The following is a 15,893-nucleotide window of genomic DNA, read 5'->3' on the forward strand; positions in this document are numbered from 1 at the left end:
GCTCAGCCTGCGTCGAGGGTCACCAGGGGCCGCCCGTCCGCGGTGCGCACCTCGAAGCGGTCGATCTGGCCCGGATGCATCGTCGTGCCGCCCGCGACCGTGCTGGGCCGCGCGTCGTGCGGGGGGACGTTCCAGGTGGTCACGATCTGCTCCGAGCCGTCCCGGCCGACCACGACGAGCCGACAGGAATAGGCGCCCGCGCCGTCCTTGACCCGCACCTCCACATCGCTGCCCCAGTCCCGGTCGGCGGCCCTGACCTCGGCCCACACGCCCGTGGCCGCGTCGGTCGCCGAGTATCGGGCGGGCCCGTCGGTGTGCCCTGCGACGGCGGCGACCGCGGGTCCGCCCACGGCGAGCACCACCGAGGCGGCCAGCCCGTAGAGGACGTGCCGGCGTCCGGCCCGGCGCCGCCGTGCCACCTCGCCGAGCAGCCGGTCCAGCAGCGCGGGGCCGGGCCGGGTCATGGGGTGCACGAAGCGCGGCGTGGCGCGGCGGTACAGCATCAGCTGCCGTGCCGTGGGTCCGAACTCGGTGACGTGCGCCGCGCAGCGAGCGCACTCCATGAGGTGGTCCTCGAAGCGGAAGGCGTCCGCCTCGTCCAGCATGCCGAGCGCGTACGCGCCGACGTCGCGATGCCGTTCCAGGGACCTCATGCCGAATCCTCGTGCCTGTGAGTGCGGGTGGGGTTACTCCTTGCTCCCACCCGTACGCACCCGGCACTGGAATCACTCAGCCGCGTTCCGAATCGTAATCAAGACGTTCGGAGCGGCCGGCCTCGCGGATTGGTCGGATTCCAAGAAAGATCTAGAAGAAAAGATCTAGAAGAGATGGATGGCCAGATGCCCGAGGGGCAGTCCGAGCCGCCAGGCGGGCGTCCACACCTTCGGTCCCTCGTCCTCGCCGACCACGCCCGCGCCGCCCGGCACCGCGTCCAGATCGGGCGCGAGCAACTCGGTCTCCTCCAGCCAGCGCCAGGCCGCCTCGGCCAGCGCCAGGTCCGGCGAGGGCACCCCGCGGGCGTCCGCCTCGGCCGCGAGGCAGGCCATCCGCTCGCACACCCAGTCCTGCCACGGCTGGTCGTACGCGGTCAGCGACAGCCAGGTCTCCAGCTGGGAGACCACCCGGACACGGGACAGCTCGCCGCCGGTGTCGGAGAGGAAGATGGTGAGCGCCAGCGCGTCCCGCCCGGCGCGGAACTCGAACGACGTCGGCGGCATCAGGTCGCCAGTACGCAGCAGTTCGTCGGCGATGTACTCGGCGTACAACCAGGCCATGGGGACGGCCAGTTCGCCGCCGCCCTGGCCGTCCGTGCTCTCGTGACCTCTGTGCAGCATCCCTTCCTGCCTTCCTCCGGTGCGCGCTTCTCGCCCGACCCCGGGTCCCGGGGGCGGGCCCCCTGTCGGAACACGGATGAGGACAGCCGATTACTCAACAGCGGTCCACGGCAAGGCGCTTTGCGGAGGTTTGACTCGGCAGTCGGTTTCACCGCAGGTCGGCCGCGTATCCCGGAAGCATCCTGCGCAGGGCGCGCAGCGCGTAGTACGCGCGGGACTTCACGGTACCGGGTGGGATCCCCAGGGTCCGGGCGGCCTCCGCCACACTGGCCCCCCGGAAGTACACCAGCACCAGGACTTCACGGTGCTCGGGAGTGAGTGTCTTCACAGCCTCCCGGACATCGAGCGTCGCGGCGGACCGCTCGGCGTGGTCGGCGATGACCCGCGCGTTCTCCAGGTCCGCGTCCCCGACCTCGGGCGGGCGGGCCTGCCGGGCGCGGCGTGCGTCGATGGCGAGCCGGCGCGCCACGGTCAGCAGCCACGGCCGCACTGAGTCGAAGGCGTCGGCGCGCAGCGCCTCGGGGTGCTGCCAGGCGCGTACGAGCGTCTCCTGGAGCAGGTCCTCGGCGCGCTGGCGGTCGCCGTCGCACAGGCGCAGCAGCAGTGCGAAGAGTGGTCGGCCGTGCTCGCGTTGCAGTGCGGCGAGCTCGTGCTCGGCGGTCGTCGTCCCGTGCGGGAGGGTGGTTCCGGCCGTCATGGCCGTATGGCATCGCAGGGGGCCGCACGGGGACAGGGCACGCACACCGCTGTGCGACGGACGGTCGATCGCGTCGGCGAACGGTACGACGAACGGTCCGTCAGGCCCCTTGTCGCACACGAACGGGCTAACGAAGCCCCGATACCGTTTGCGAAAGCCGTCAGATTCGTACTCATTTGTCTGTCCATACGACCGCCTTGGGGTGAACTGATGATCGCACGCAGACAGCAGGTGTCCCTGGTCGTGACGGCCCTCCTCACCGCGGCCGCCGCCTGCCAGGCCCACCAAAGGGAAGAGCAGCACCCTCCGCCCGGACGAGCCGCCCCGGCCCCGGACTCAGCGACCGCGCCCAGCGCGTTCACGCTCGTCGCCTCCGGCGGCATCCTGCCCGAGACCCCGGTGCTGGAGCGGGCCGCCTTCGACGCGGGCGGCTCGGGCCACGACTTCCGCCCGATGCTCGACGGCGTCAAGGACATCGTCTCCCGTGCCGATCTGGCGCTGTGTCACCTGGGCACCGTCTTCGGCGCGAACGCGTCCTACGCCGGCGCCCCGCGCTACAACTCCCCGCCCGAGCTGGCGCCGTCCCTGGCCGCGGCGGGCTACGACAGTTGCGCCACCGCCTCCGAACACGCCCTGGACGACGGCGCCGACGGTGTCCAGCGCACCCTGGACGCCCTCGACCAAGCCGGGCTGCGGCACGCCGGTACGGCGCGCGCCGAGAGCGAGTCACGCGGCACGCTCCTCCAGGCCGGGCGGGCCGTGGTCGCCCACCTCGCCTACACCTACGGGACGAACGAGGACCTTCCTCCCGATCAGCCGTGGGCCGTGCGCGTGATCGACGAGAAGCGGATCATCGAGGACGCCAGGGCCGCCCGCCAGGCGGGTGCCGAGGTCGTGGTCGTGTCCCTGAACTGGGGCCAGGCATGGCAGGACGCGCCCGACGCGCAGCAAGTGACCCTCGCCCGGAAGCTGACCGCCTCGCGTTCCGGCGGCCGGCCCGACGTCGACCTGATCCTCGGCAGCCACGCCCATGTCCCGCAGGCCTACGAGAAGGTCAACGGCACCTGGGTGGTCTACGGCCTCGGTGACCAGATCACCGGCGCCACGACCGACGACAGCGGCGCGCGGAACCCGCGCGCCAACCAGAGCACCCTCGCCCGCTTCACCTTCTCCCCGCCCGCCCGGCCCGGCGGGCGCTGGGAGGTGGCCCGGGCCGAGTTCGTCCCCGAGGTGTTCGACCTCGACGCCGGCCGGGTGCTGAACCTGAGCAGGGCCATCGCCCAGGGCGCCGACCTCCGGGGCGTGCGCGACCGGATCCGCACCGCGGTGCTCAGCCGGGGCGCGGCGAAGGACGGGCTCGTCATGGGGGAGTGAGGCCGGTCAGTCGACGTCCACGTGCTCGAAGAGGTCGAGCATCTCCCCGAGCACGCGCAGGCAGGCCCGTACCTCGGACTCCGTCAGATCGCCCCCGACCCGGCGCAGCAGCAGGTGCTCACGGGCCAGCACCGCGGTGATCGCCGCCCGGCCCGCGTCCGTGAGCCGGATCAGCGACGAGCGCTGGTGCGCAGGGTTCGGGACGCTGCGCACCAGGCCGCGGGCCGCCGCGTCGTTCACCATGCGCTGAACGAACTGGCGGCTGATCGCCTGCGCGCGCCCCATCTGCGGAACGGTCATCGGGCCGTGCTTGTGCAGCAGGTCGAGCACGGCCCGTACGCCGACGGACAGCCCCTCGACGGCCTCGCCCTGCTCGACCTTGCGCTGCACCCGCCGGTACAGCGGGCCCACCAGGTCGAACACCTCGGTGAGGCGGTGGCCGAGTTCGTCCGGTGGGAGGGGGGTCTCGGGACCGTCGTCGATGTCGCTGTCGATGTCGCTCATCGCACCATCATGACACCTTGGTTGCCAAACCCCTCCGCGAAATGACACCCTGGTTGTCATGACTGCTGCTGCGGATCTGCGTTTCCTCCCTTCCTCCGACGGCGACCTCGCCTACCTCGACACCGGCAGTGGGGACCCCGTGGTCCTGGTGCACTCCGGCTGGGTCGACCACCGCGTCCTCGACGCCCAGATCACGGCCCTCGCCGCCGAGTTCCGGGTCATCGCCCCGGACGTACGCGGCCACGGCTTTTCCGCCAACGCGACCGGGCCGTTCCGCTGGGCCGACGACCTCGCCGCGCTGCTGCGCCACCTCGACGCCGGCCCGGCGGTGCTCGTCGGCGTCTCGATGGGCGGCGCCATCGTCACCGACACCGTGCTGGAGTACCCGGAACTGGTCCGCGGGGTCGTGGCCTGCGGCGCCGCCACCAGCGAGTTCCAGTACACCGACCCGTGGGCGCGGCAGACGCAGGCCGAGTCGGCCCGCGCCCTGGGCGCCGGCGACATCGAGGGCTGGCTCGCGTCCTTCCTGCGCTTCGCGCCCGGCCCGCACCGCACCCCGGACGACATGGACCAGGACATCCTGCGCCGGCTGCGCGACATGGCCCTGCACACCCTGTCCAAGCACACCGCCGACGAGAAGAACTGGCACGTGCCGATGACCGGCTCCTGGGGCCGCGTGCCGAAGATCGGTGTCCCCGTGCTCACCGTCAACGGCGCCCTCGAGACACCCGACCTCATCGCCGAGGCCGAACGCCTCGCCCGCACGGTCCCCGACGGCCGCTCCGTGACGATCGAGGGCACCGCCCACTACCCGAACCTGGAGAAGCCGGAGGAGTTCAGCGAGATCGTCGCCGACTTCGTCCGCGCCCTCCCGGCCCGCTGAACGCCGTCACGGCCCCCGGCCCGGCAGGTCCTCCGGCAGGCCCTGACGCCGGGCCAGCTCCGAGCGCTTGTACGAGTACCCGAAGTAGACCACGCACCCGATCAGGAACCACACGGCGAACCGCACCCAGGTCTCCCACTTCAGGAACGTGATCAGCCAGAGCGAGAAGACCACACCCAGCGCCGGCACGAACGGCATCCACGGCGTACGGAAGCCGCGCGGCAGGTCCGGCTGCCGGTAGCGCAGCACGATCACCGCCGTGCACACCACCACGAACGCCAGCAGGATGCCGATGTTGGTCAGTTCGGCCGCCTCCGCGATCGGCAGGAACCCCGCGATGACGGCCGACGCCACCCCGACGATCCACGTCACCCGCGTCGGCACGTGCCGCGTGGGGTGCGTCTTCGCGAACCACTTGGGCAGCAGCCCGTCCCGGGACATGGCGAACCACACCCGGGTCACACCCAGCATGAACGTGAACATGACAGTAAGGATGCCGATGATCGCGCCCACCGCGATCACGTCCGCCAGCCGGCTCAGCCCCACCGACTTGAACGCGGTGGAGAAGCCGCTCTCCTTGTTGATGCCCTTGTAGTTCTGCATGCCGGTCAGCACCAGACACGCCGCCACGTACAGCACCATCGCGATCGCCAGCGAGTAGATGATCGCCTTCGGCATGTGCCGCTGCGCGTCCTTGGACTCCTCGGCCGCCGTCGACATCGCGTCGTAGCCGAAGACCGCGAAGAACACCGTCGCCGCACCAGTGAACGCCCCGCCGACCCCGTAGGGGAAGAACGGGTGGTAGTTGGCGGTGTTGACGTGGAAGACGCCGACCACGATCACCACCAGCACGACCAGCACCTTCAGCCCCACCACGATCGTCTCGAAGCGGGCCGCGCTGCGGATGCCGAGGTTCAGCAGCCAGGCGATCAGCAGGCACAGGATCGCCGCGAACAGGTCGACCTTGTGTCCGGCGCCGGTGCCGGGCGCGCCCAGCATCCAGGCGGGCAGATGCGCGCCCATGTCCTCGACCAGGAAGCTGAAGTAACCGGAGATGCCGATCGCGACCACCGCCACGATCGCCGTGTACTCCAGGAGCAGGTCCCAGCCGATGAACCAGCCGGCGAACTCGCCGAGCACCGCGTAGCCGTAGGTGTAGGCCGAGCCCGCCTTCGGGATCAGGCCCGCGAACTCGGCGTACGACAGGGCCGCCGCCGCGCTGGCGACACCGGCGACGAGGAAGGACACCAGCACCGCGGGACCCGCCGTACCGTTGGCCACCGTGCCGGCGAGGGTGAAGATGCCCGCCCCGATGATGCCGCCCACGCCGATCGCGGTCAGCTGCCACAATCCGAGGGTTCTTTCCAGGCGTGGTCCCTCGGCGGCTTCCGTCTCCTCGATGTGTTCGATGGGTTTGCGGCGGAGAATGCCCTCACCCATCCGGAGCCCGGCCATGCGTCTCACCTCTTCACAGACGGCAAACGGCTGACGGCGGATCATGATGGCCCAGCACCGCCGGGTACGGAAGACACCGCGCACGGTCCGGGCGGCGGCACCCGGCCGCCCGCCGCGCAGTCCGAACGCCGGGAACGGGCCCTACGGAACCACCGTCACCGGCCAGCGTCCCGCCTTCACCAGGCGGATCGCGACCGAGCCGATGATCCGGTGGCCGGCCTGTTCGGAGGCGCCCACCACCACCGCGTCCGCACGCAGCTCGTCGGCGGCCTTCACCAGACCGTTGTACGGGTCGCCGGGGAAGGTGTGGAACTCCCAGCGGATCTCGAATATCCCCTTCAGCCGCTCCGTGGACTCCCGGATGTACTGCACGAGGTCCTCGGCGATCTCGTCGGTCGTCTCCGCCACCGGCGCCCCGAGCGCCGCCCCCGCCGTCATCACCGGCTGCACGTACACGAGGGCCAGCAGCGCGCCCTGCCGGCGGGCGAGACCGGCGGCGTACGCGGCGGCCCGCATCGAGGAGTCGGAGCCGTCCACGCCGGCGACGATGACCTTCGGCCCGTCCGTGCCCCGCTCGAACCGGTGAGCGTGCCGCTCGTGCTGCTCGTGCTGTTCCGTCACATGTGCGAGGCTATCGGAATCCCCGGTTCCCAACGCCGCGCGGGTCACCTCTCGACGGGCGCCCCGCGCGCCCAGTTCCTACAGTCGGAACCATGAGCGCCACCACACCAGAGCCATGACCGCCGCCACCGGTGCCGCCCCCTCCCGGGGCGCCGCCGCCCCCGCCCCGCCGCCGCGCAGGAACGGACTCCTCAGCAGGGTGCCGCAAGGCTTCGCCACCTTCTTCGGCGCTCTGGCCCTGCTGTGCGCGCTGCTGGACCTCATCGCCCCGCTGCGGGTCCTGCTCCACCCCGTCGTCCGCGTCCTGGACCTGCTCCTCGTCCCGGTCAGCATCAACCTCGCCTACGCCGTCTTCCTCGTCCTGCTGGCCGGCGCGACCGCCGCCCGCAAGAAGGTCGCCTGGTGGCTGGTCGTCGGCTACCTGGGCCTGGTGATCCTCGGCGACGTACTCGGCCTCGCGGCCGGCGACTACGCCGAGTTCGCGCCGTCCCTCGTGCTCTGCGGTCTGGCACTGGTGCTGCTGATCACGGCCAGAGGCGAGTTCTACGCCGCCTCCCGCCGCGGCTCCTGGTGGCGGGCGCTGGCCGTGCTGGTCGCCGGACTCGCCGTGGCCGTCCTGGCCGGCTGGGGCCTGGTCGCGCTCTTCCCCGGCACCCTGCCCTCCGGCCTGCACCTGGCGTGGTCCGCCAACCGGGTCATGGGCGGACTGGTCTCCGCCCGCGACTTCGACGGCCGCCCGCCGCGCCCGGTGACCTTCCTGCTCGGCCTGTTCGGAGCGCTCGCCCTGCTCAACGCCGCCGCCACACTGTTCCGTTCGCAGCGCCTGGAGGCGGCCCTGCACGGCGACGAGGAACCCCGCATCCGCGCCCTGCTCAAGGCCTACGGCGAGGACGACTCCCTCGGCTACTTCGCCACCCGCCGCGACAAGGCCGTCGTCTTCTCGCCCAGTGGCAAGGCCGCCGTCACCTACCGCGTCGAGGCCGGCGTGTGCCTGGCCAGCGGCGACCCCGTCGGCGACCGCGAGGCCTGGCCGCACGCCATCGCCGCCTGGCTGGACGCGGCCCGCCGCTACGCCTGGGCGCCCGCCGTCATGGGCGCCTCCGAGGAGGGCGCCCGGGCCTACGCCCGCGCCGGACTCGGCGCCCTCCAACTCGGCGACGAGGCGATCGTGCACGTCGCCGGCTTCGACCTCGACGGCCGGGACATGCGCGTGACCCGGCAGGCGGTGCGCCGCGTCCGCCGCACCGGCGCCACCTGCCGCGTCCGCCGGCACGCCACCCTCACCGACGCCGAGATGGAGGAGATCGTCGACAAGGCCGACGCCTGGCGCGACACCGAGACCGAGCGCGGCTTCTCGATGGCGCTGGACCGCCTGGGTGACCCGGCCGACGGCGACTGCCTCCTGGTCGAGGCCCTCGACACGGAGGGCCGGCTGCTCGCCCTGCTGTCCTTCGTGCCCTGGGGCCGCGACGGTGCCTCCCTGGACCTGATGCGCCGGGACCGCGCCGCACCCAACGGCGTCATGGAGTACATGGTCGCCGAACTCTGCGCCGCCGCCCCGAAGCTCGGCGTACGCCGCATCTCGCTGAACTTCGCGGTGTTCCGCTCGGTGTTCGAGGAGGGCGCCCGCATCGGAGCCGGACCCGTGCTGCGCCTGTGGCGCGGCCTGCTGCTGTTCTTCTCCCGCTGGTGGCAGCTGGAGGCCCTGTACCGGTCCAACGCCAAGTACCACCCCGAGTGGTACCCGCGTTTCATCTGCTACGGCGAGACCGCCTCCCTCGCCCGGATCGGCCTGGCCTCCGGCATCGCCGAGGGGTTCGTCGCCGTACCCTCGCTGCGCAAGCTCTGGGGCAAGGGCCACCCGGCCCACCCCGCCACCGGACCGCGCCCGGCCACCACCGAGGGCCTGCCGCCACTGACGGCGCTCGGACTCGACGAGGAGGCACGGGCCGAAGCCGGCGGTCCGCTCGCCGGCCTGCCCGAACAGGTCCGCGTCCGGCACGCCAGACTCGACCGGCTCCGCGCGGCCGGCACCGACCCCTACCCGGTGGGGACGAAGGCCCGCACCCACGCCCTCGCCGAGGTCCGCGAAGGGGAGCAGCTCACCGTGGCCGGCCGGATCCTGCTCGCCCGGGACTTCGGCGGCATCGTCTTCGTCGTGCTGCGCGACTGGTCCGGCGACCACCAACTCGCCCTCACCCGCGACCGGACCGGGCCTGCCGCGCTGAAGCGCTTCACCGCCGACACCGACATCGGCGACCACATCACCGCCACCGGCCGGGCGGGACGGAGCGACACGGGCGAGCCGACCGTCTTCGTCACCTCCTGGCGGCTGCTCGGCAAGTGCCTGCGCCCGCTGCCCGACAAACGCCGGGGCCTGGCCGACCCCGAGACCAAGGTGCGTCTGCGCTACCTCGACCTGGTCACCAGCCCCGAGGCCCGCGAGGTCGTCCGCAGCCGCTCCACCGCCGTACAGGCCCTGCGCCAGGGGCTGCTGGACCGTGGCTTCCTCGAGGTCGAGACGCCGATGCTCCAGCAGATCCACGGCGGCGCCAACGCCCGCCCGTTCACCACCCACATCAACGCCTACGACCTCGACATGTACCTGCGCATCGCACCCGAGCTGTACCTGAAGCGCCTGTGCGTCGGCGGTCTGGAGAAGGTCTTCGAGATGGGCCGCACCTTCCGCAACGAGGGCGTCTCCCACAAGCACAACCCCGAGTTCACGATGCTGGAGGCCTACCAGGCCTACGCCGACTACGACGTCATGCTCGACCTCGCCCGCGAGCTGATCCAGGGTGCCGCCACCGCCGTCTTCGGCCGACCGGTCGCCCACCAGGACGGCATCGGGTACGACATCTCCGGGCCCTGGCCGGTCAAGACCGTGCACGGCGCGATCTCCGAGGCGCTCGGGGAGGAGATCGGCCCCGGCACCGGCCCGGAGACACTGCGCCGGCACTGCGACCGCGCCGGCGTGCCGTACACCGCGGACGACACTCCTGGCGAGATCGTCCTGGAGATGTACGAGCGGCTGGTGGAGGAGCGGACCGGGCCGCCCGTCTTCTACAAGGACTTCCCGACCGAGGTCTCCCCGCTCACCCGGCAGCACCGCACCGACCCGCGGCTCGCCGAACGCTGGGACCTCGTGGCCTTCGGCACCGAACTGGGCACCGCCTACTCCGAGCTCACCGACCCCGTCGAACAGCGCCGCCGGCTGACCGCCCAGTCCCTGCTCGCCGCCGGGGGAGACCCCGAGGCGATGGAACTGGACGAGGACTTCCTCGACGCCCTCGAGTACGCCATGCCGCCCACCGGCGGCCTCGGCCTCGGCGTCGACCGGCTGATCATGTTCCTCACCGGCCTGACGATCCGTGAGACGCTGCCGTTCCCGCTGGTACGCCGCCGCTGAGGCACCCGCGCACAACTGCCGCCGGGCGCTGGGCCGGGCGGGTGCTTTCGTGGCGCCGTGCCGGTGGAGAGGCGGAGGGCCCGGACACTGATGAGTCATGCAGAAGGATCAGTTGCTCACGCGGCGCCGGGCGTTGTTCGCCGGGGCCGTCGCTCTCGGAGCGGCGGGAGCGGCCGGCACGGCCGGTCTGCTGCTCTCCGGTTCCTCCGACACCCCGGTACCGCCCGCCCCCGCCGCGGGCCCCGAGGCGCGCAGCGCCCTCAATCCCTCCGCCTACCGTCTGACGCCCCTGGCCGGTGACGTCCCGCAGCGGGCCGCGCCGCTGCCCGCCAGGGTGCGGACCACGCCGATCCTGCGTTTCTCCGGCCGCGGCGACACCATGATGCTGTCGTTCGACGACGGACCCCACCCCGAGTTCACCCCGCACGTCCTGGACACCCTGGCCAAGTACGACGTCCGGGCGACGTTCATGGTCTGCGGGGAGATGGCCGACTGGAACCGGGACCTGCTGGCCCGGATGGCCGACGAGGGACACGTCGTCGGCAACCACACCTGGAGCCACCCGATGCTCACCCAGCTCGGCCGCCGCGGCATCCGCCACGAGATCGAGCGCACCAGCGACATCATCGAAAAGGCCTACGGCGAGCGGCCGTTGTGGTTTCGTGCCCCCTACGGTGCCTGGAACCGCGACGTTTTCAAGATCAACGCTGAGCTGGGCATGGAACCGCTGGCCTGGAGCGTCGACAGCCTCGACTGGACCACCCCAGGCACCGGCGCCATCGTGCGCCGGATCGAGCACGGCGCCGCCCCCGGGGTCGTGGTGCTCTCCCACGATGCCGGGGGCGACCGCTCGCAGACCGTCCGCGCGCTGCGCGACTACCTTCCCAAGCTCCTCGACGACGGCCACCACTTCACCGTGCCGCGCCGGCAGTACACCTGAGCCGAGCCGCGCGCACGGTCCGGCGCCCGCCCGGCCGGGGTCCTGTCAGCGGACCTCGACCAGGCGGGCGAACACGACGACGTTCCCCTGATATCCGTTCTGTTTCGTGTAGCCGCCGCCGCAGGTGATGACCCGCAGTTCCGGCGTGCCCTTCGAGCCGTACACACGGTCTCCGGGGAAATCGTTCTTCGCGAACACCTCGACGCCGTACACCTCGAATACGGCCGTCTTCCCGTCCTGGCGGTTGATTTCGACGCGGTTTCCCTTCTGCAGGGCGCCGAGTCCGTAGAACACGGCGGGTCCAGCAGCGTTGTCCACATGGCCGACGACGACCGAAGTGCCCTTTTCCCCGGGCGTGACCGCGCCGTTGAACCAGCCGGCCAGATTCGGGTCCGCGGGCGGCGGCGCGGCGACCCAGCCGTCGGCGTCCACACCGACCGGTGTGATGGGCGCGTTGATCTGGAGGACGGGGACTTTGATCCGGTCCGGCACCGAGCGCGACAGAGGCTGCAGGACCCCGCCCGAGGGGTGCGGCGTGTGCCTGAGGTCCGGTGCCGCCGCCGTCGCGGGCTGGGGCGGGCCGACGTCGAACTCCCCGGAGCCGTTGCGGATCAGGGCGAGTCCGGTCAGCAGGGCAAGCGCTATCACGCCCCACGGTGCGCGCTTCCTCGGTGCCTCCCGCTCCTCCTCGATGAATCCGGTCAGCTCTCTCGCAGGCATTCGGCATCCCCTCTCGACGCGGCCGTCGCCGCGTCAATCGCGCATGCGAGAAACGCTAAGTCCGGCGCGCGCAACCGGCGACGGGGCGCACGCGAACGGGTGGCGGCGTCGTTTTGCCGTGCGCCATCCGAGGCGGTCCGGAAGGGTCATTTCTGACGGTCCGTGACCTGCGTCGATATTCAATGGGGTGAAGGTCCTGATGCATTTGCTCACCGAGACGGACCAGCCCCGAAATGCGCCCGCGTGGAGTGCGTCCGAGGGTCGGTGGCGGGAGGTGCTTTCTCACCGATCGACCGGGTACGGGTCCCCGGGGCGCCTTCCGCGGAGGATCACATGCGTACTACTCGTACCCTTATGGCCCGCACGGCCCCCTCGGTCTCCTTGGTGGTGCTGGCCGCGGCGGTCGCCGCGGTCGGGCTCGCCTCCCCCGGGGCCGTGGCGAAGGGCGCCGAAGTCCTCGGCATCACACGGGACGGCGGCGTGGGTGGGGGCACGGGGGTTGCCCCAGGCGGCGGCCCAGGTGGAGGTCTAGGAGTGGGTCCGGGATTCGGGACGGGAGTGGGGCCGGGATTCGGGACGGGAGTGGGTCCGGGGTTCGGGCCGGGAGTGGGTCCGGGGTTCGGGCCGGGAGTGGGGCCGGGGTTCGGGACGGGAGTGGGGCCGGGGTTCGGGTTCGGCCCCGGTTTCGGTCCCGGTTTCGGGCCCGGCATTGGAGGGGGCGGCGGCTTCGGTGAGTTCCGTGGCTTCGGTGAGTTCCGCGGTGGCCGGGGGGAACGGTTCGGTGAGTTCCGTGGCTTCGGTGAGTTCCGCGGTCGCCCGGGGGACCGGTTCGGTGAGTTCCGCGGGTTCGGTGAGTTCCGTGGCGGCCGGGGGGGCAGGGACAGGGACAGGGATAGGGACAGGGATAGGGACAGGGACAGGGATAGGGACAGGGACAGGGGCAGGTTCGGCGAGTTCCCCGGTGGTGGCCCTGGCGGTGGCGGCTTCGGCGGGAACTTCGGCGGGAACCTCGGCGGGGACTTCGGCCTCGTCGGCCCCGGTGGCCTGGGGGGCTTGGTTGACAAGGGAGGCGAGGGCGCGGGTGTCGGCGGTCTCGGGGGCTTGGTCGACAAGGGAGGTGAGGGGGCGGCGCCCGGCGCCGGAACGGGTGGCGGTTCCGGGGTCGCTCCGGGTGCCGGTCTCGGCGGCGCGCCCGGCCACGGCCCGGGCGGCGTCCAGAGCATCGTGCCCTCGCCCGGCGTGATCGCCCGCGGCGGTCAGCTGGTGGTCACGATCGACGGCTGCCGCAACGGCGGGACCATGTCGTCGACCGTGTTCTCCCAGTCGACGCTGCGGCCGTTCGACGGCGCCGGCGAGCGCGCGAGGGGTGTCGTGACGATCCGCGACGACGCCCGTCCCGGGACGTACGACATCACGGTCGACTGCAACGGCCGGCGGCTGACCCGGCCGGAGGCCTTCACCGTAGTTGGCGGTGTCCGCGGCGGAGTGGGTGGCGGCACCATCACCGGTGCCACCCCGGCCGACATGGCCATCGGCGGCGGGCTGATGGCGGCGGGTGCCGTCGGCGGCGGCGTGCTCTGGATGCGGCGCCGGTCCGACAAGCGCTCCTGACGACTCCGTACGCCGGATCCGGCCCCCACTCCCGTGTGCGGGGCCGGATCTCCTCCTGTCCGCGGAGCCTTCGCCCTTCTTGTCGGCGGGGCTTTCGCCTCTGAGTCCGCGTATACCGACAGGCCTTCGCCCCGGACCTGGAAAGGTCCGGGGCGAAGGCCTGTCCCGAGGAAGAGGACGCGGTCAGGCGGTGCCCTCCTCGCCGGTGCGCCGGCGGGAGAGGCAGTAAGCCGTGCCGACCGAGCCGCCGATGAGCGCGGTACCCAGGCCGATCTGCTTGAGGTCGAAGCCGGCGACGTTCCCGCCCACGCCCGCGCGGACGCCGTGCCGGAAGTGCTCCGAACCGCCGCCTCCGCGACTGCCGAAGCTGCCCTCGTCGTCACCGCCGTAACCGGAGCGGCCGTTGCCGCCGTAGGAGTTGCCGCGCTCGCCGCCGCCTCCGCCGCCGTAGGAGTTGCCGCGCTCGCCGCCCCCGCCGCCGTAGCGGTCCTCGTTACCGCCGCCGCCTCCGCCGCCTCCGCCTCCGTAGGAACGGCTGTCGCCGCCCCCGTTGCCGTAGGAGCGGCCGTCACCACCGCTGGCGACGGCGGCCGGCGCGCAGAAGGTGAGGGCGCCGACGCCCAGCAGTGCGGCCGATACGACACCTATTACGCGCATGGTGGGTCCTCCCGGTCCCCGAGGAGCAGCAGCGGACCTATTCCGCTTGTGCCGGGTATGCGCCTCGCTGACCAAAACGCTAGGGAGGTGTGCACTCCGGCGCGATTGCACCCGGGCGAACGGGGCAACGGTTGGGCCGCACAGGGGATTCACACGGGGCCGTCAGTGTGTCAGATGGGGGAACAGGTCCAGGAACGGCCCGGCGGTGGCCGAGACCCCGCGGCTGTAGGGGGAGTCGAAGTCCCAGATCAGGAAGAGGAGGAAGGCGATCAGCGCGGAGAACAGCCCCGCGAGGATCAGCTCCCGTTTCGTGCGCCGGATCTGGAGCGCGAACACCATGCCGATGGTGACGACGCCCCCCGCGATCAGACCGAACCACACCACACCCGGCATCGTCGCCCCCATGGAGCCGGCGCGTGCGGTGCGGGCCTGGGCGGCGGCGGCCACCTGGTCCACCAGCGGCTGGTAGGCCTGCGCCTCGAAGTCCGACTTGGGCTGGTAGTCGGTGACGTCGGCGCGGACGCGGCCGAGCAGCTCGTCGCCCCGCTTGGTGACATGGCCGTGGTCTGCCATGGTCTTCCACTCGGTGGTCACGACGTGTCCGGCGTAGGCGTCGACGTCGGCGCGGATGCGGTCGCGGACGTCGGGCGGATAGACGCGGACGCGCTCGGAGACCTCGTGCAGCGCCTGGGCCTCCGCCTGCACGTGGTCCTGGGCGGCGACGCGCGCCTCCCAGACACCGGCGATGGCCAGCCCCAGCACGATGGCGTAGACCACGCCGATCCACATGGTCATGTACTCGATGACGTCCGGGGTCTCGGTGGGATCGTCGTCCACGGCCTTCGTGCGGTGCCGCAGGAGGGTGATGACCACGACCACCGCACAGGCGGCCAGCATCGCGAGAACGAGAACAAGCCATTCCGACAACGGGTTCCTCCAGGGGTCAGCGGGGGCGGAGCGCGGCCACGGCGGCCAGTGCGGGTACCGCGATGAGCAGGACGTAGGTGAGGGGTGAGGGGCTGCGCCGGGGTGTCGGCCGGTGCGGCTGGGTGTGGTGGCGCGGGTAGGTCACCGGAGCCACGGACGGGCGGGGACGGGGCTTGGGGGCCGGCTTGGGGGCCGGCGGCGCGGGTGGCGGTGGCGGTGCGGGCGGTGGGGGTGGTGGGGGAGTGGGCCGGGGTTGCGGGGCGACCGGGGCCGGGCGCGGGGGCGGCGGGGGTTTGGGTGTGGGGGTGGGGGTGGGCTTCGGTGGTGGTGCCGGCGGCGGAGGCGGCGGAGGCGGCGTGGGCGTCGGGGTGGGTTCGGGTGTGGGTGTCGGGGTGGGGCTCGGGCTGGGCGGTGGCGTCGGCTGCGGGCACGGCGGCGGAAGGGGCGGAAAAGAGGGCCAGGGGCCGCTGCCGGCCACCGCCACCGCCTCTGTGCCGTCCGGGCCCGTGGAGGCGTACGCGCAGGCGTCGGCCGCCGCCGGGGCGGCCCCGCCCACACACGTCCACGCCAGCAGTGCCGGCGCCAACACCCGCAGCACCAGGGCGGATCGCGTCGGTTCGGGTCGTTGCACGAGCAAGATCATGAGCTGTCGTGGACCCTGGCACGCCGCGGTGGGCGCGGATTGCCCCGAAGGTGGGACGTGGCAGGTCGGAGGGTTTGATCGGCGGGCCGGTGCGGCGCTGCCGATGGGTACGCGCGTA

15 protein-coding genes are annotated in these 15,893 nt (G+C 72.2%); 5 read left to right on the forward strand and 10 right to left on the reverse strand.

All coding sequences use genetic code 11. From position 1 onward, the window contains the following. Positions 1-2: 2 nt before the first annotated feature. The 3 genes from ACWEK3_RS04875 to ACWEK3_RS04885 all read right to left on the reverse strand — a co-directional run bounded on the left by ACWEK3_RS04875 (position 3) and on the right by ACWEK3_RS04885 (position 2,031). Positions 3-653, reverse strand: coding sequence for an anti-sigma factor family protein (locus ACWEK3_RS04875; protein WP_453248942.1), 651 nt, complete (start codon positions 651-653; stop codon positions 3-5). A gap of 165 nt (positions 654-818) precedes the next feature. Further along, positions 819-1,334 carry a hypothetical protein gene (locus tag ACWEK3_RS04880; protein WP_365417009.1) on the reverse strand — a complete coding sequence of 172 codons (516 nt, stop codon included), beginning with the start codon at positions 1,332-1,334 and terminating at the stop codon, positions 819-821. Between the two features lie 148 nt (positions 1,335-1,482). Then, a complete protein-coding gene (locus ACWEK3_RS04885) occupies positions 1,483-2,031 on the reverse strand; it encodes a sigma-70 family RNA polymerase sigma factor (protein WP_141355925.1) in 549 nt (182 codons plus the stop codon). Between the two features lie 210 nt (positions 2,032-2,241). On the opposite strand from ACWEK3_RS04885, the gene ACWEK3_RS04890 reads away from it, so the two are divergent. Beyond that, the gene (locus tag ACWEK3_RS04890; protein ID WP_450541683.1) at positions 2,242-3,405 is read left to right on the forward strand and encodes a CapA family protein; all 1,164 of its coding nucleotides are present in this window, start codon (positions 2,242-2,244) and stop codon (positions 3,403-3,405) included. Between the two features lie 6 nt (positions 3,406-3,411). On the opposite strand, the gene ACWEK3_RS04895 is transcribed toward ACWEK3_RS04890, so the two are convergent. After that, entirely contained in the window at positions 3,412-3,909 is a 498-nt protein-coding gene (locus ACWEK3_RS04895; protein ID WP_450541681.1) for a MarR family winged helix-turn-helix transcriptional regulator, read from the reverse strand. A gap of 58 nt (positions 3,910-3,967) precedes the next feature. On the opposite strand from ACWEK3_RS04895, the gene ACWEK3_RS04900 reads away from it, so the two are divergent. Continuing rightward, the gene (locus ACWEK3_RS04900; protein ID WP_450541679.1) at positions 3,968-4,792 is read left to right on the forward strand and encodes an alpha/beta fold hydrolase; all 825 of its coding nucleotides are present in this window, start codon (positions 3,968-3,970) and stop codon (positions 4,790-4,792) included. Positions 4,793-4,798: 6 nt separating this feature from the next. Here ACWEK3_RS04900 and ACWEK3_RS04905 read toward each other — a convergent pair whose 3' ends face one another. Together ACWEK3_RS04905 and ACWEK3_RS04910 are read right to left on the reverse strand one after the other, a co-directional pair. Further along, positions 4,799-6,247: an amino acid permease gene (locus ACWEK3_RS04905; RefSeq protein WP_453248943.1), complete on the reverse strand. Its 1,449-nt coding sequence runs from the start codon at positions 6,245-6,247 to the stop codon at positions 4,799-4,801. Positions 6,248-6,388: 141 nt separating this feature from the next. After that, positions 6,389-6,868, reverse strand: coding sequence for a universal stress protein (locus ACWEK3_RS04910; RefSeq protein ID WP_361417649.1), 480 nt, complete (start codon positions 6,866-6,868; stop codon positions 6,389-6,391). A 115-nt stretch (positions 6,869-6,983) separates the two neighbouring features. On the opposite strand from ACWEK3_RS04910, the gene lysX reads away from it, so the two are divergent. Together lysX and ACWEK3_RS04920 are read left to right on the forward strand one after the other, a co-directional pair. Then, complete coding sequence (gene lysX, locus ACWEK3_RS04915; protein ID WP_453248944.1) at positions 6,984-10,277, forward strand: bifunctional lysylphosphatidylglycerol synthetase/lysine--tRNA ligase LysX; 3,294 nt, start codon at positions 6,984-6,986, stop codon at positions 10,275-10,277. 97 nt (positions 10,278-10,374) lie between these two features. Beyond that, the gene (locus ACWEK3_RS04920) at positions 10,375-11,217 is read left to right on the forward strand and encodes a polysaccharide deacetylase family protein (protein WP_450541673.1); all 843 of its coding nucleotides are present in this window, start codon (positions 10,375-10,377) and stop codon (positions 11,215-11,217) included. A gap of 45 nt (positions 11,218-11,262) precedes the next feature. On the opposite strand, the gene ACWEK3_RS04925 is transcribed toward ACWEK3_RS04920, so the two are convergent. Beyond that, positions 11,263-11,937, reverse strand: coding sequence for a class F sortase (locus tag ACWEK3_RS04925; RefSeq protein WP_450541672.1), 675 nt, complete (start codon positions 11,935-11,937; stop codon positions 11,263-11,265). 1,101 nt (positions 11,938-13,038) lie between these two features. Between ACWEK3_RS04925 and ACWEK3_RS04930 the strand changes: the two genes are divergently transcribed. Further along, positions 13,039-13,548 (forward strand): hypothetical protein, encoded by a 510-nt coding sequence (locus ACWEK3_RS04930; protein WP_450541748.1) that lies wholly within the window; start codon positions 13,039-13,041, stop codon positions 13,546-13,548. A gap of 183 nt (positions 13,549-13,731) precedes the next feature. Here ACWEK3_RS04930 and ACWEK3_RS04935 read toward each other — a convergent pair whose 3' ends face one another. From ACWEK3_RS04935 to ACWEK3_RS04945, 3 genes are all read right to left on the reverse strand, one after another. Then, positions 13,732-14,205, reverse strand: coding sequence for a hypothetical protein (locus ACWEK3_RS04935; protein WP_450541670.1), 474 nt, complete (start codon positions 14,203-14,205; stop codon positions 13,732-13,734). A 162-nt stretch (positions 14,206-14,367) separates the two neighbouring features. Beyond that, positions 14,368-15,132: a bestrophin-like domain gene (locus ACWEK3_RS04940; protein WP_450541668.1), complete on the reverse strand. Its 765-nt coding sequence runs from the start codon at positions 15,130-15,132 to the stop codon at positions 14,368-14,370. Positions 15,133-15,148: 16 nt separating this feature from the next. Continuing rightward, complete coding sequence (locus tag ACWEK3_RS04945; RefSeq protein WP_263637975.1) at positions 15,149-15,277, reverse strand: hypothetical protein; 129 nt, start codon at positions 15,275-15,277, stop codon at positions 15,149-15,151. Positions 15,278-15,893: the final 616 nt, after the last annotated feature.

It is taken from the genome of Streptomyces sp. NPDC004721 (assembly GCF_053601495.1).

Coding starts and splice junctions, on each gene's coding strand:
- ACWEK3_RS04875 (WP_453248942.1), bottom strand. CDS start 653: ATGAGGTCCCTGGAACGGCATCGCGACGTCGGCGCGTACGCGCTCGGC.
- ACWEK3_RS04880 (WP_365417009.1), bottom strand. CDS start 1,334: ATGCTGCACAGAGGTCACGAGAGCACGGACGGCCAGGGCGGCGGCGAA.
- ACWEK3_RS04885 (WP_141355925.1), bottom strand. CDS start 2,031: ATGACGGCCGGAACCACCCTCCCGCACGGGACGACGACCGCCGAGCAC.
- lysX (WP_453248944.1), top strand. CDS start 6,984: ATGACCGCCGCCACCGGTGCCGCCCCCTCCCGGGGCGCCGCCGCCCCC.
- ACWEK3_RS04920 (WP_450541673.1), top strand. CDS start 10,375: ATGCAGAAGGATCAGTTGCTCACGCGGCGCCGGGCGTTGTTCGCCGGG.
- ACWEK3_RS04895 (WP_450541681.1), bottom strand. CDS start 3,909: ATGAGCGACATCGACAGCGACATCGACGACGGTCCCGAGACCCCCCTC.
- ACWEK3_RS04925 (WP_450541672.1), bottom strand. CDS start 11,937: ATGCCTGCGAGAGAGCTGACCGGATTCATCGAGGAGGAGCGGGAGGCA.
- ACWEK3_RS04900 (WP_450541679.1), top strand. CDS start 3,968: ATGACTGCTGCTGCGGATCTGCGTTTCCTCCCTTCCTCCGACGGCGAC.
- ACWEK3_RS04905 (WP_453248943.1), bottom strand. CDS start 6,247: ATGGCCGGGCTCCGGATGGGTGAGGGCATTCTCCGCCGCAAACCCATC.
- ACWEK3_RS04890 (WP_450541683.1), top strand. CDS start 2,242: ATGATCGCACGCAGACAGCAGGTGTCCCTGGTCGTGACGGCCCTCCTC.
- ACWEK3_RS04935 (WP_450541670.1), bottom strand. CDS start 14,205: ATGCGCGTAATAGGTGTCGTATCGGCCGCACTGCTGGGCGTCGGCGCC.